General features: G+C 71.3%; 13 protein-coding genes. 5 read left to right on the top strand and 8 right to left on the bottom strand.

The genetic code is table 11. From position 1 onward, the window contains the following. Window positions 1-125 precede the first annotated feature (125 nt). Complete coding sequence (locus tag ACZ7G1_RS32560; protein ID WP_470882420.1) at window positions 126-2,711, bottom strand: ABC transporter ATP-binding protein/permease; 2,586 nt, start codon at window positions 2,709-2,711, stop codon at window positions 126-128. Window positions 2,712-2,910: 199 nt separating this feature from the next. Here ACZ7G1_RS32560 and serB point away from each other — a divergent pair, with 199 nt between their 5' ends. Next, the gene (gene serB, locus ACZ7G1_RS32555) at window positions 2,911-4,125 is read left to right on the top strand and encodes a phosphoserine phosphatase SerB (protein WP_470882422.1); all 1,215 of its coding nucleotides are present in this window, start codon (window positions 2,911-2,913) and stop codon (window positions 4,123-4,125) included. Between the two features lie 86 nt (window positions 4,126-4,211). Here serB and ACZ7G1_RS32550 read toward each other — a convergent pair whose 3' ends face one another. The 4 genes from ACZ7G1_RS32550 to ACZ7G1_RS32535 all read right to left on the bottom strand — a co-directional run bounded on the left by ACZ7G1_RS32550 (window position 4,212) and on the right by ACZ7G1_RS32535 (window position 6,563). Further along, window positions 4,212-4,730 carry a SixA phosphatase family protein gene (locus ACZ7G1_RS32550; RefSeq protein WP_470882423.1) on the bottom strand — a complete coding sequence of 173 codons (519 nt, stop codon included), beginning with the start codon at window positions 4,728-4,730 and terminating at the stop codon, window positions 4,212-4,214. Window positions 4,731-4,765: 35 nt separating this feature from the next. Then, window positions 4,766-4,969, bottom strand: a complete 204-nt coding sequence (locus tag ACZ7G1_RS32545) for a hypothetical protein (protein ID WP_470882424.1) — start codon at window positions 4,967-4,969, stop codon at window positions 4,766-4,768. A 158-nt stretch (window positions 4,970-5,127) separates the two neighbouring features. Continuing rightward, the gene (locus tag ACZ7G1_RS32540) at window positions 5,128-5,244 is read right to left on the bottom strand and encodes an SGM_5486 family transporter-associated protein (protein ID WP_470882426.1); all 117 of its coding nucleotides are present in this window, start codon (window positions 5,242-5,244) and stop codon (window positions 5,128-5,130) included. Between the two features lie 17 nt (window positions 5,245-5,261). After that, window positions 5,262-6,563 carry a CynX/NimT family MFS transporter gene (locus ACZ7G1_RS32535; RefSeq protein ID WP_470882428.1) on the bottom strand — a complete coding sequence of 434 codons (1,302 nt, stop codon included), beginning with the start codon at window positions 6,561-6,563 and terminating at the stop codon, window positions 5,262-5,264. A gap of 63 nt (window positions 6,564-6,626) precedes the next feature. Between ACZ7G1_RS32535 and ACZ7G1_RS32530 the strand changes: the two genes are divergently transcribed. Further along, window positions 6,627-7,328, top strand: coding sequence for a FadR/GntR family transcriptional regulator (locus tag ACZ7G1_RS32530; RefSeq protein ID WP_470882429.1), 702 nt, complete (start codon window positions 6,627-6,629; stop codon window positions 7,326-7,328). Here ACZ7G1_RS32530 and ACZ7G1_RS32525 read toward each other — a convergent pair. From ACZ7G1_RS32525 to fabG, 3 genes are all read right to left on the bottom strand, one after another. Continuing rightward, a complete protein-coding gene (locus ACZ7G1_RS32525; RefSeq protein WP_470882430.1) occupies window positions 7,285-7,683 on the bottom strand; it encodes a hypothetical protein in 399 nt (132 codons plus the stop codon). The two genes, ACZ7G1_RS32530 and ACZ7G1_RS32525, sit on opposite strands and share 44 nt — an antisense overlap. A 163-nt stretch (window positions 7,684-7,846) precedes the next feature. Next, a complete protein-coding gene (gene fabI / locus ACZ7G1_RS32520; RefSeq protein ID WP_470882432.1) occupies window positions 7,847-8,623 on the bottom strand; it encodes an enoyl-ACP reductase FabI in 777 nt (258 codons plus the stop codon). A 2-nt stretch (window positions 8,624-8,625) separates the two neighbouring features. Continuing rightward, the gene (gene fabG / locus ACZ7G1_RS32515) at window positions 8,626-9,342 is read right to left on the bottom strand and encodes a 3-oxoacyl-[acyl-carrier-protein] reductase (RefSeq protein WP_470882434.1); all 717 of its coding nucleotides are present in this window, start codon (window positions 9,340-9,342) and stop codon (window positions 8,626-8,628) included. A 292-nt stretch (window positions 9,343-9,634) separates the two neighbouring features. On the opposite strand from fabG, the gene ACZ7G1_RS32510 reads away from it, so the two are divergent. From ACZ7G1_RS32510 to tyrS, 3 genes are read left to right on the top strand one after another with little or no spacing between them, the layout of a single operon-like run. Next, a complete protein-coding gene (locus ACZ7G1_RS32510; protein WP_470882436.1) occupies window positions 9,635-11,158 on the top strand; it encodes a TldD/PmbA family protein in 1,524 nt (507 codons plus the stop codon). Further along, window positions 11,155-12,546, top strand: a complete 1,392-nt coding sequence (locus ACZ7G1_RS32505; protein ID WP_470882438.1) for a metallopeptidase TldD-related protein — start codon at window positions 11,155-11,157, stop codon at window positions 12,544-12,546. The genes ACZ7G1_RS32510 and ACZ7G1_RS32505 overlap by 4 nt, the downstream gene beginning before the upstream one ends. A 55-nt stretch (window positions 12,547-12,601) precedes the next feature. Further along, the gene (gene tyrS, locus ACZ7G1_RS32500) at window positions 12,602-13,876 is read left to right on the top strand and encodes a tyrosine--tRNA ligase (RefSeq protein ID WP_470882440.1); all 1,275 of its coding nucleotides are present in this window, start codon (window positions 12,602-12,604) and stop codon (window positions 13,874-13,876) included. Window positions 13,877-13,994 lie beyond the last annotated feature (118 nt).

Raw genomic sequence — 13,994 nt, 5'->3', positions numbered from 1 at the left:
GGCCACGTGTGAGGGTGGAGCAAAAACGTGAAAAAGGGGTGGTGGATCGACTTGGTTCGTCGGTCGGACGGAGGGGGCCGCCCCCTCGGGGGGGGTTCCCCCCCTCCGGCGTACGGACGTGCCGGTTACTTGCGCATGACCTCGGGCTCGTGGCGGCGCAGCAGCCGGGCCACGAGGACGCAGCAGACCGTGGCCATGAGCAGCTGGATGCCGAGGTCGAGGCTCCACTGGCCGACCGTGTGCTCCCACAGCGGGTCGGTGTTCGTGGGGTCCTTGTGGTCCCACGGCGGCATCAGGTGCGCCAGGTCCAGAGTGGTGCCGGCGCCGGCGATGCCCCAGCGGGAGGGCATGAGCCAGGCGAACTGCTCCAGGCCCGGGGAGCCGTACACCTGGAACAGGATGCCGGTGAAGACGACCTGGATGATCGCGAACATGACCAGCAGCGGCATGGTCTTCTCGGCGGTCTTCACCAGGGCGGAGATGACCAGGCCGACCATCATCGAGGTCAGGCCGAGGGCGATGACCTGGACGCACAGCTCGGCGGCCGGCGGCATGAACAGGCCCTCTTCGGGCAGCGCGCGGGTGGAGAACCCGATGCCGCAGATGATCACGCCCTGGAAGGCGGTGATCAGGCCGAGGACGATGACCTTGGACATCAGGTACGCGGAGCGGGACAGGCCGACGGCGCGCTCCCGTTCGTAGATGACCCGTTCCTTGATCAGCTCTCGGACCGAGTTGGCGGCGCCGGAGAAGCACATGCCGACCGCGAGGATCAGCATGATCGTGCCGGCGTCGCCGTTGAACCGGGACGGCGGCGTGGGCTTGCCGAGGCCGAAGTCGGCCGGGATGACCACGGACACCGCGCCCAGGACGGCCGGCAGGATCACCATGAGGGCCATGAAGCCCTTGTCGGACGCGATGACGGAGACGTAGCGGCGGATCAGCGTCCACAGCTGCGAGCCCCAGCCCTGCGGCTTCGGCGGCCTGGCCATCGCCTGCTGCGGCATCTGGACGGGCTGGGCGGCGACGGCGTCGATCTCCGCGGCGTACATCTGGTAGTGCTGCGAGCCCTTCCAGCGGCCCGCCCAGTCGTAGTCGCGGTAGTTCTCGAAGGCGGAGAAGACATCGGCCCAGGTGGAGTAGCCGAAGAAGTTCAGCGCCTCCTCCGGCGGGCCGAAGTACGCCACCGAGCCGCCGGGGGCCATGACGAGGAGCTTGTCGCACAGGCCGAGCTCGGCCACCGAGTGGGTGACGACGAGCACCGTGCGGCCGTCGTCCGCGAGGCCGCGCAGCAGCTGCATGACGTCGCGGTCCATGCCCGGGTCGAGGCCGGAGGTCGGCTCGTCCAGGAAGATCAGCGAGGGCTTGGTGAGGAGCTCCAGGGCGACGGAGACGCGCTTGCGCTGGCCACCGGAGAGGGAGGTGACCTTCTTCTCCTTGTGGATGTCGAGCTTGAGCTCGCGCAGCACCTCGTCGATGCGGGCCTCGCGCTCGGCGGTGGCGGTGTCGCCGGGGAAGCGGAGCTTGGCCGCGTAGCGGAGCGCCTTCACGACGGTCAGCTCCTTGTGCAGGATGTCGTCCTGCGGGACCAGACCGATGCGCTGGCGCAGTTCGGCGAACTGCTTGTAGAGGCTGCGGTTGTCGTAGAGGACGTCGCCCTCGTTGGCCGGGCGGTAGCCGGTCAGCGCCTTGAGGAGGGTGGACTTTCCGGAGCCGGACGGGCCGATGACGCCGATCAGCGACTTCTCGGGGACGCCGAAGGTGACGTCCTTGAGGATCTGCTTGCCGCCGTCGACGGTGACCGTGAGGTGGCGGGCGGAGAAGGAGACCGAGCCGGTGTCGACGAACTCTTCCAGCTGGCCACCGATGATCCGGAACGTCGAGTGGCCGACGCCGACGATGTCCTGCGGGCCGAGGAGGGCGGTGCCGCCCTTGGCGATCGGCTGACCGTTGACGTAGGTGCCGTTGTGGGAGCCGAGGTCGCGGATCTCGAAGCGGCCGTCGGGAGTCGCGTGGAACTCCGCGTGGTGCCGGGAGACCTGGAGGTCGGAGACGACCAGCTCGTTCTCGAGGGCACGGCCGATGCGCATGACGTGGCCGAGCGCCAGCTGGTGGAACGTGGTGGGGCTGCGGTCCGCGTAGGCCGACGACGCCCCCGCGGCGGCGCCCTGCCCCGGGTGACCGTGCTGCCCCTGGGGGCCGCCCTGCTGCTGCGGGAACTGCTGCTGGGCGGGCGGCTGCTGCCAGCCCGGCTGCTGCTGCGGCGGGCCCTGCGTGGCCCAGTCGGCCTGGGCGGCGGCCTGGTCGGCGGCCTGGTGGGCGGCGACGGGCTGGGCCACCGGCGGCTGCTGGGCCTGCTGGTGGACCTGCGGCGCGGCCTGGGCTCCTGCCTGGGCTCCCGTCTGGGCTCCGGCGGCGAGGTTCAGCCGCGGGCCGTCGGTGGCGTTGCCCAGGTGGACCGCCGAGCCGGGGCCGATCTCCATCTGGTGGATCCGCTGCCCCTGCAGGAACGTGCCGTTGGTGGAGCCGTGGTCCTCGATGACCCAGCTCCGGCCGCCCCAGCTGATGGTGGCGTGCCGCCACGAGACCCTGGCGTCGTCGATGACCAGGTCACCCTGCGGGTCTCTGCCCAGGGTGTACGACCGGGACGGATCGAGCGTCCAGGTCCTGCCGTTCAATTCCAGTACGAGTTCTGGCACTCCGAGCCCCACTACTTGTCCCCCGATGTACCCCCGCGTTCCGGGGAGTCCAGGGATGTCGAATCATCCTGGGGAACTATTTCAGGCCGGGGTCCGTCTCCGAAAGTCGGGCCGTGTGAAGACCTTCCGGGCAAGCCGTCGACCACTCGGGTGTCCGCTGGGCGGGACGGGGGGTCAGGTGGCACGCGGTGCCCGATACGGTGGAACCACCATGAGCGCATCGCAGACCTCAGACGTTCCCACCCTTCTCGTCAAGATCTTCGGGAAGGACCGTCCCGGGATCACCGCGGGACTCTTCGACACCCTCGCCGCCTACTCCGTCGACGTCGTGGACATCGAACAGGTGGTCTCCCGGGGCCGCCTCGTCCTGTGCGCGCTCGTCACGGAGCCGACCGTCGCCTCGGCCGGCGAACTCCGGGCCACCGTGCACAGCTGGGCCGAGTCGATGAAGCTCCAGGCCGAGATCATCTCCGGCACCGGCGACAACCGGCCGCGCGGCGAGGGGCGGTCCCACGTCACCGTGCTCGGTCACCCGCTGACCGCGGAGCAGACGGCGGCCATAGCGGCCAGGATCGCGGAGACCGGCGGCAACATCGACCGCATCTTCCGCCTGGCGAAGTACCCCGTGACGGCCGTCGAGTTCGCGGTCTCGGGCTGCGAGACCGAGCCGCTGCGGACGGCGCTGGCCACCGAGGCGCACGCCATCGGGGTCGACGTCGGCGTGGTCTCCGCGGGGCTGCACCGGCGCGCGCAGCGTCTCGTGGTGATGGACGTCGACTCGACCCTGATCCAGGACGAGGTCATCGAGCTCTTCGCGGCGCACGCGGGCTGCGAGGACAAGGTCGCCGAGGTGACGGCGGCGGCGATGCGCGGCGAGCTGGACTTCGAGCAGTCGCTGCACGCGCGGGTGGAGCTGCTCGCCGGGCTGGACGCCTCGGTGGTCGACAAGGTCCGCGCCGAGGTGCGGCTGACGCCGGGGGCCCGGACGCTGATCCGTACGCTCAAGCGGCTCGGCTACCAGGTGGGCGTCGTCTCGGGCGGCTTCACCCAGGTCACCGACGATCTGAAGGAGCGGCTCGGGCTGGACTTCGCCTCGGCCAACACCCTGGAGATCGTGGACGGCAAGCTGACCGGCCGGGTGACGGGCGAGATCGTCGACCGGGCGGGCAAGGCGCGGCTGCTGCGCCGCTTCGCCACCGAGGCGGGGGTGCCGCTGGCGCAGACCGTCGCGATCGGCGACGGGGCCAACGACCTGGACATGCTGAACGCGGCAGGGCTCGGAGTGGCGTTCAACGCCAAGCCGGTGGTCCGCCGGGCCGCCGACACGGCGGTCAACGTGCCCTTCCTCGACACCGTCCTCTATCTGCTCGGCATCACGCGCGAAGAGGTCGAGGCCGCGGACGGCGGCGAGGACCTGCTGCACTGATCCGCCGCGGGCGCGCCGCGGGTGCGCCACGGGAAAGGGGTCCGGTCGTCAGGTGACGGCCGGGCCCCTTCGCGTACGGGTACGGCTCAGGCGTGCGGAGCCCAGAAGCCGGTGAGGGTGCAGACGCCGAGCTCGACCGCCTTCCAGGAGCCGGTGAAGGTCAGGACGGCGAAGGCGGAGGTCGGGAAGCCGCTGCGGTTCATGCGGGGCAGGGCGTCTCCCTCGGTCTCGCCCGCGAGGCCGTCGGCGAGCCCGTGCATCCCGGGGTTGTGGCCGACGACGAGGAGGTTGGACACCTCGTCGGGGGTCTCGTTGAGCACGGCGATGAGCTCGCCGAGCGAGGCCTCGTAGATCCGATCCTCGTACACGGTCTTGGGGCGCAGCGGCAGCTCCGGCGCCACCAGCTTCCACGTCTCGCGTGTCCTGGCGGCGGTGGAGCAGAGGGTCCGGTCGAAGGGGATTCCGGTCTCGGCGAGGCGGCGGCCCGCCACCGGGGCGTCCTTGCGTCCCCGGTCGGCGAGGGGGCGCTCATGGTCGGACTCGTCGTTCCAGTCTGCCTTCGCGTGGCGGAGGAGCACGATCCTGCGGGGTGTATCGACGCTCATGGTCAACAGCTTCGCATGAAACGGCTCTCGGCGACTCAGAGAGACAGCGTTTGCTGGAGGTGGTCCAGAACCCGGCCGACTCCCAGGTCACCCGTGGTCGCGTGGGCCTCACCCGGTCCCGCTATGAGCAGCAGGAGGGCGACGAAGGCGGCGACCGGCAGGGCGAGGGCCCACCAGGGCAGCCGGGTGTCGACGCCGGTGGTCGTGGTCCTGAGGTGCGGGTGCGTGGGGGCCGACATGGCCGCCTCCGTGGGTGAGATCGCTCGCTTGCGCTGATGTCTCCAACGTACGGATCCTGGGGCCCGCGGCCCATCAGGTGATCCACCCACTTCACCCTGACACTCGCCCCCTAGGGGATGCGGGGGTTATCCCTACCCCTTCGGCGGCGGCGAGGGCCTCAGGGCGAGAAGACGGAGGCGATGACGGCGATCACGACCGTGATGCCGATCATCGTGCCGAACACGACGAGCAGCTTCTTCTGGCCGTTCTGGGGGTTGGGTTCGAGGACTGGCATGGGAACAGTCTCGCATCTCAGCATTCGTCCTCGACCGTCCGGTCCCGTCCGGCCAGCGAACCGATGATCATCTGCGGCACCATCAGTCCGGCCATGAGCCCGATCGGCAGGCCCCAGCCGCCGCTGTGCTGGTAGAGCACGCCGACGAGGAGGGGGCCGGGGATGGAGATGAGGTAGCCGACGCTCTGCGCGAAGGCGGAGAGCCGGACGACGCCGGCGCCGGTGCGCGAGCGCATGCCGATCATCGTGAGGGCGAGCGGGAAGGCGCAGTTGGAGACGCCGAGGAGCAGGGCCCAGGCCCAGGCTCCGGCGGCCGGGGCGAGCAGGAGGCCGGTGTAGCCGGCGAGGCCGCAGAGGCCGAGGACGACGACGATCGGGCCCTGGTTCTTCATGCGGGTGGCGAGCCGGGGGATGACGAAGGCGAGCGGGACGCCCATGACCATCGTGACGGCGAGGAGGACGCCCGCGGTGGAGGCGGGGACGCCGGCGTCACGGAAGATCTGCGGCATCCAGCCCATGGTGATGTAGGCGCCGGTGGCCTGGAGGCCGAAGAAGCAGCCGAGGGCCCAGGCGGTGCGGCTGCGGGCGACGCGCGGCGGCGCGGTGGTCTCCAGGGAGGTCGCGGCCCCCTTCCCCGTACCGAAGCCGGAGCCGGTGTCCGCGCCGGCTCGGGTGCGGTCGCGGAGGAGCGGGAGCCAGGGCAGGACGGCGAGGGCGGCGAGGACAGCCCAGACGCCGAGGCCCAGGCGCCAGTCCCCGCCGAGGGCGTCGGTCATGGGGACGGTGGCGGCCGCGGCGACGGAGGTGCCGAGGGCCAGGGCCATGGAGTAGAGGCCGGTCATGCTGCCGACGCGGTCGGGGAAGTACCGCTTGACGATGACGGGCATCAGGACGTTGCTGACGGCGATGCCCATGAGCGCGAGGGCGCTGGCGGCGAGGAAGCCGACGGTGCCGGTGGCGAAGGGCCGCAGGACGAGGCCGGTGAAGATGGCGGCCATGCCGGCGCAGACGACGGCGGCGGGGCCGAAGCGGCGGGCGAGGCGCGGGGCGGTGATGCCGAAGACCGCGAAACAGAGCGGCGGGACCGAGGTCAGGACCCCGGCGACGCTGCCGCTCATGTGGAGGCCGTCGCTGACGTCCTCCAGAAGGGCGCCGAAGCTGGTGATGGCCGGGCGCAGGTTGAGCGCGGCGAGCACGATTCCGACGGTGACGAGCGCGAGGGCCCAGCGGGGGCCGTGGGCGGCCGGCGTCTCGGCCGCGGGAGGGGTGGTCCGGGCCGGGGCTGCGGCGGGTTCGAGGGTCTTCGGCTGGTCTGGCATGGAGCCATCATAGAATCATGGGATGATTGGTTGTCCAATCTCGAACGAAGTGGAAGGTGTTCCATGGCCCTCGGTCACCCCCGGCGCGCAGGCCTCTCCGATCAGGTGATCGCCGAGCTGCGGAACCAGATCACCTCCGGCGAGTGGCCGGTGGGTTCCCGCATCCCGACCGAACCCGAGCTGGTCGAGCAGCTGGGCGTGGCCCGCAACACCGTCCGCGAGGCCGTCCGGGCGCTCGCGCACAACGGGCTGCTCGACATCCGCCAGGGCTCGGGGACGTACGTCATCGCCACCAGCGAGCTGGCCGGCGTGATGCACCGGCGCTTCGCCGGCTCCGACCCCCGGCACGTCGCCGAGCTGCGCTCGACGCTGGAGTCCGCGGCGGCCCGGTTCGCCGCCGGGCGGCGCACGGAGCGCGACCTGCGGCAGCTCGACACGCTTCTGGAGCGGCGCGAGCGGGCCTGGGAGTCCGGCGACGCGGAGCGGTTCGTGACGGCCGACGCGGCCTTCCACCACGCGGTCGTCGCCGCCTCGGGCAACGAGGTGCTGACCGAGCTCTACGCGGACCTGGGCGATCTCCTGCGGGACTGGCTGCGCGACGACGTGGGCCAGGAGCTGCGGCCGGAGAACCACATGGACCACGCGCGGCTGGTGGAGGCGATCCGCGAGGGCGACGCCGAGCGGGCCGGCACGGAGGCGGCCGGCTACCCCTTCATGTGCCTCAGGAGCCCGGAGCCGGAGCCGGGTCCGCCGGCTGGTGTGTGAGCCAGGCGGACCTGACTTCCTTCCAGCAGCGGCCGGTCAGCTTGGCGTAGTCGGCGGGGCCGACCTCCACGGCGGCGCCGTCGGTGTCGACGTCCCACCAGCGCTCGCACTCGACGTGGAGGCTGACGCGGTCGGTGCGGGGGTACGGGTTCCGGCAGTGCGCGGTGACGCGGGAGCCCTCGACGAGGGTGCGGCAGGAGGCCTCGAAGGCCTCCGGCTCCTCGCCCGCCGGGGCGGCGGCGGGAAGTTCCTCAGCCGGGGCCGGCGCGGTGCGGACCTCGTCGGCGACCGCGATCCCAGTGAGCAGAACGGCGACGGTGGCGAACGCGCCGAACCCGTGACGTATCGCGCGCATGCCCGCACCTCCTCCCCGTCAGCAGCAGGATCATCACGCTCTGCCCCAGTCTGGGGTGATTCGCGCGACTTTTCGAGTCGGGCAGGACTTGCGGAACGACGAGGGCCGTGTGTCCGCCCCCTCCCGGGGACGGGCACACGGCCCTCGGTGAAGCGTGGGAGCGTTACGCGCCGATCGCGTGCAGGCCGCCGTCGACGTGGACGATCTCGCCCGTCGTCTTCGGGAACCAGTCGGAGAGCAGGGCGACGATCGCGCGGCCCGCCGGCTCCGGGTCGGACAGGTCCCACTCCAGCGGGGAGCGGGAGTCCCAGACGCTGGCCAGCTCGCCGAAGCCCGGGATGGACTTGGCGGCCATCGAGCCGAGCGGACCGGCCGAGACCAGGTTGCAGCGGATGTTCTGCTTGCCGAGGTCACGGGCCATGTAGCGGCTGGTGGCCTCAAGGGCGGCCTTGGCCGGGCCCATCCAGTCGTACTGCGGCCAGGCGAACTTCGCGTCGAAGGTGAGGCCGACGACCGAGCCACCCTCGCTCATCAGCGGCAGCAGCGCCATGGTCAGCGACTTCAGCGAGAAGGCCGAGACGTGCATGGCGGTCGAGACCGACTCGAACGGCGTGTTGAGGAAGTTGCCGCCGAGCGCGTCCTGCGGCGCGAAGCCGATGGAGTGCACGACACCGTCGATGCGGTCGCCGAGCTGCTCGCGGACCTGGCCCTCCAGGCGTGCGAGGTGCTCGTCGTTGGAGACGTCGAGCTCCAGGACCTTCACGTTCTCGGGCTTGGGGAGCTTCTTGGCGATGCGCTCGGTCAGCGTCGGCCGGGGCCAGGCGGTGAGGATGATCTCCGCGCCCTGCTCCTGGGCCAGCTTCGCGGCGTGGAAGGCGATGGAGGACTCCATCAGCACACCGGTGATGAGGATCTTCTTGCCCTCGAGGATTCCAGCCATGATCAGTGACCCATTCCCAGTCCGCCGTCAACCGGGATGACGGCTCCAGTGATGTACGAGGCGTCGTCCGAGGCGAGGAACTTCACCGCGGCGGCGATCTCCTCGGGCTGGGCGTAACGGCCCAGCGGCACCTGGGAGACGATGTCGGCGCGCTGCTCGTCGGTCAGCACGGCGGTCATGTCGGTGTCGACGAAACCGGGCGCGACGACGTTGAAGGTGAGGTTGCGCGAGCCGAGCTCCCGGGCGAGGGATCGCGCGAATCCGACCAGGCCGGCCTTGGAGGCGGCGTAGTTGGCCTGGCCCGCGGAGCCCAGCAGACCGACGACCGAGGAGATCAGGACGACGCGGCCCTTCTTGGCGCGCAGCATCGCGCGGTTGGCGCGCTTGACGACCCGGAAGGCGCCGGTGAGGTTGGTGTCGAGGACGGACGTGAAGTCCTCCTCGGACATCCGCATGAGGAGCTGGTCCTTGGTCACGCCGGCGTTGGCCACCAGGACCTCGACGGGGCCGTGCTTCTCCTCGATCTCCTTGTAGGCCTGGTCGACCTGCTCGGAGTCGGTGATGTCGCACTTGACGGCCAGGAAGCCGGCCTTCTCCAGCTCGGCGGGGTCGCCGGAGCGGTACGTGATCGCGACCTTGTCGCCGGACTCGGCGAACGCGCGGGCGATGGCGAGGCCGATGCCCCGGTTTCCTCCGGTGACGAGAACCGAGCGGCTCAACGGATCACCCTTTCGATAGCGGTCTGAACACCGAAAACCTATCGGGCCGGTCCGCCATACAGAGAATCGGGCCCCGACAGCGCGTCGGGGCCCACCCTGTCGGGTCCCTACAGACGCCCGGCGACACCCGTACGCCGAAACACGGACGAACCGGGGCGCCGGGTGAGGGTCCGTCCCCGCCGCGGCGGGACGGACGGCGGGAACACGGCCGGGAATCGCGGCGGGAATTCGGGGCGAGGGAGACGGAGGTCGCATGATTCACTGCGGACACAAATCGAGAAGGGGAGACTTCGTGGCCCATCAGGTCGATCAGACGTTTCTGGCGCTGCCGTTGCGGGCGCTCGCCGACGCGGCGCTCGCCCGCGCGCGGGCGCTCGGCGCCGACCATGCCGACTTCCGTCTTGAGCGGGTACGGAGCGCCTCCTGGCGGCTGCGCGACGCCAAGCCGTCCGGATCCTCGGACACCACGGACCTCGGGTACGCGGTGCGCGTGGTGCACGGCGGCGCCTGGGGCTTCGCCTCCGGCGTCGACCTGACGATGGACGGGGCCGCGCGGGTGGCCTCGCAGGCCGTCGCCATGGCCAAGCTGTCGGCGAAGGTGATCGCGGCGGCCGGATCGGAAGAGCGCGTGGAGCTCGCCGATGAGCCGGTCCACGAGGAGCGCACCTGGGTCTCCTCGTACGAGATCGACCCCTTCTCCGTGCCCGCCGAGGAGAAGAGCGCGCTGCTCGCCGACTGGAGCGCGCGGCTGCTCCGGGCGGACGGCGTGGCGCACGTGGACGCCTCGCTGCTCACCGTGCACGAGAACAAGTTCTACGCGGACACGGCCGGCACGGTCACCACGCAGCAGCGCGTGCGGCTGCACCCGCAGCTCACCGCGGTCGCCGTCGACGAGACAACCGGCGAGTTCGACTCGATGCGGACGATCGCGCCGCCGGTCGGGCGCGGCTGGGAGTACCTGACCGGCACCGGTTGGGACTGGGACAAGGAGCTCGACGAGATCCCCGGCCTGCTCGCCGAGAAGATGCGGGCGCCGAGCGTCGAGGCGGGCCGCTACGACCTGGTCGTGGACCCGTCGAACCTCTGGCTCACGATCCACGAGTCCATCGGCCACGCCACCGAGCTCGACCGCGCCCTCGGCTACGAGGCCGCCTACGCGGGCACCTCCTTCGCCACCTTCGACCAGCTGGGGAAGCTGGCGTACGGCTCCTCGATCATGAACGTCACGGGTGACCGGACCGCCGAGCACGGCCTCGCCACCATCGGCTACGACGACGAGGGCGTCGAGGCGCAGTCCTGGGACCTGGTGAAGGACGGCACGCTCGTCGGCTACCAGCTGGACCGGCGGATCGCGAAGCTGACCGGCCTCGGCCGCTCGAACGGCTGCGCCTTCGCCGACTCCCCCGCGCACGTGCCGGTGCAGCGGATGGCGAACGTCTCCCTCCAGCCGGACCCGGGCGGTCTGTCGACCGAGGACCTCATCGGCGGGGTGGAGCGCGGCATCTACGTGGTCGGCGACCGCTCCTGGTCCATCGACATGCAGCGCTACAACTTCCAGTTCACCGGCCAGCGCTTCTTCCGCATCGAGAACGGCCGCCTCGCCGGGCAGCTGCGTGACGTGGCCTACCAGGCGACCACCACCGACTTCTGGGGCTCCATGGAGCAGGTCGGCGGCCCGCAGACGTACGTGCTCGGCGGCGCCTTCAACTGCGGCAAGGCCCAGCCGGGCCAGGTCGCCGCCGTCTCGCACGGCTGCCCCTCCGCCCTCTTCCGGGGCGTCAACATCCTTAATACGACGCAGGAGGCCGGTCGATGAGCCGCGTCAGCAAGCCGTACGAGATCGTCGAGCGGGCGCTTGAGCTGTCCCGCGCGGACGGGTGTGTCGTCATCGCCGACGAGGAGTCCTCCGCCAATCTGCGCTGGGCCGGGAACGCGCTGACCACCAACGGGGTCACCCGCGGGCGCACTCTCACGGTCATCGCGACCGTGGACGGCGCGCAGGGCACCGCCTCCGGTGTCGTGTCCCGGTCGGCGGTGACCGTCGACGACCTGGAGCCGCTGGTGCGGGCCGCGGAGGCGGCCGCGCGGGCCGCGGGGCCCGCCGAGGACGCGCAGCCGCTGGTGGAGGGCGTGCCGGCGTCGCCGGACTTCACGGACGCGCCGGCGGAGACCTCGTCCGCCGTGTTCGCGGACTTCGCGCCGGCGCTCGGCGAGGCGTTCGCGCGGGCCAGGGCCGGCGGCCGTGAGCTGTACGGCTTCGCCAACCACGAGCTGACCTCCACCTACCTGGGGACGTCGACGGGGCTGCGGCTCCGCCACGACCAGCCCAACGGCACCCTGGAGCTGAACGCGAAGTCGCCGGACCGCTCGCGCTCCGCGTGGGCCGGGCGTTCGACGCGGGACTTCAAGGACGTCGACCCGGGCGCGCTCGACGCGGAGCTCGCGACCCGTCTCGGCTGGGCGAAGCGGCGGATCGAGCTGCCCGCGGGCCGGTACGAGACGCTGCTGCCGCCGACGGCCGTGGCCGACCTGATGATCTACCAGCTGTGGTCCTCGGCGGCCCGGGACGCGGTGGAGGGCCGTACGGTCTTCTCCAAGCCCGGCGGCGGCACGCGCCTGGGCGAGACCCTCTCCCCGCTGCCGCTGACGCTGCGCAGCGACCCGAACGAGCCGGGCCTCGAGTCCGCGCCGTTCGTGATCGCGCACTCCTCCGGTGACGACTCCTCCGTCTTCGACAACGGCCTGCCGGTCGGGCCGGTCGACTGGGTGAAGGCCGGCGCCCTGGCGCACCTGATCACCACCCGGCACACGGCGGGCCTCACCAAGCTGCCCGTGGCGCCCGGGGCGGGGAACCTGATCCTGGACGGCGGCGGCGAGCGCTCCCTGGAGGAGATGGTCGCCTCCACCGAGCGCGGACTGCTGCTGACCTGCCTCTGGTACATCCGCGAGGTCGACCCGGCGACGCTGCTGCTGACCGGCCTGACCCGGGACGGCGTCTACCTCGTCGAGAACGGCGAGGTGGTCGGCGAGGTGAACAACTTCCGGTTCAACGAGTCGCCGGTGGACCTGCTGTCGCGGGCCTCGGAGGCGGGCCGTACGGAGAAGACGCTGCCGCGCGAGTGGAGCGACTGGTTCACCCGGGCCGCGATGCCCGCCCTGCGGGTGCCGGACTTCAACATGAGCTCGGTCAGCAAGGGGGTCTGACCCGCCTAGACTGGACCGACGTATCACTGACGACTTTCTGAGGAGACGGACGATCGTGACCGACATCGTCGACGAGCTGAAGTGGCGTGGGCTCTTCGCCCAGTCCACCGATGAGGACGCACTGCGCAAGGCTCTCGCGGACGGTCCCGTCACGTTCTATTGCGGTTTCGACCCGACCGCGGCCAGTCTCCACGTCGGTCACCTGGTCCAGGTGCTCACCGTCCGCCGGCTCCAGCAGGCCGGTCACCGGCCGCTGGCGCTGGTCGGCGGGGCCACCGGCCAGATCGGCGACCCGCGGCCGACGGCCGAGCGCACCCTGAACGACCCCGAGACGGTCGCGAACTGGGTGAACCGGCTGCGTTCGCAGATCGAGCCCTTCCTCTCCTTCGAGGGGGAGAACGCGGCGGTCATGGTGAACAACCTGGACTGGACCGCCGGAATGTCGGCGATCGAGTTCCTGCGGGACATCGGCAAGCACTTCCGGGTCAACAAGATGCTGACCAAGGACTCCGTCGCCCGGCGTCTGGAGTCCGAGCAGGGCATCAGCTACACGGAGTTCAGCTACCAGCTGCTCCAGGGCATGGACTTCCTGGAGCTGTACCGCCGCTACGGCTGCACGCTCCAGCAGGGCGGCTCGGACCAGTGGGGCAACCTGGTGGCCGGCCTCGACCTGATCCACCGCCTGGAGCCGGGCGCGCAGGCGCACGCGCTCGCGACCCCGCTGATGGTCAAGGCGGACGGCACCAAGTTCGGCAAGACCGAGGGCGGGGCCGTCTGGCTGGACCCGGAGATGACCACGCCGTACGCGTTCTACCAGTTCTGGCTGAACGTGGACGACCGGGACATCTCGACGTACATGCGCATCCTGTCCTTCAAGTCCCGCGAGGAGCTGGAGGAGCTGGAGGCGCAGACCGCCGAGCGGCCGCAGGCGCGCGCCGCCCAGCGGGCGCTCGCCGAGGAGCTCACCACCCTGGTGCACGGCGCGGACCAGTGCGCGGCCGTCATCGGCGCCTCCAAGGCGCTGTTCGGCCAGGGCGAGCTCGGCGAGCTGGACGAGGCGACGCTGGCCGCCGCCCTGTCCGAGCTGCCGCACGCGAAGGTGACCGAGCTCGGCCAGGTCGTGGACCTGTTCACCGAGGTCGGTCTCGCGCCGAGCAAGTCGGGCGCGCGCCGCACGGTGAAGGAGGGCGGGGCCTACGTGAACAACGTGAAGGTGACCGCCGAGGACGCCGAGGTGTCGGCGGACGAGCTGCTGCACGGCCGCTGGCTGGTGCTGCGGCGCGGCAAGAAGAACCTGGCGGCGATCGAGTTCGCCGGCGCGGCGGGCTGACCCGCCCGTTCCGCGCGCCGGGGGGGGGGGGGGGGGGGGGGGGGGGGGGGGGGGGGGGGGGGGAGGGGGGGTGGGTGATTGGGGAGGGGGGGGGGTGGGGGGGGGTGGTCGTGGTGGA

This window comes from Streptomyces sp. NPDC037273 (genome assembly GCF_055603625.1).
The sequence above is the reverse complement of the archived record's forward strand: the minus strand, read 5'-3'. Positions and strand labels throughout refer to the sequence as shown.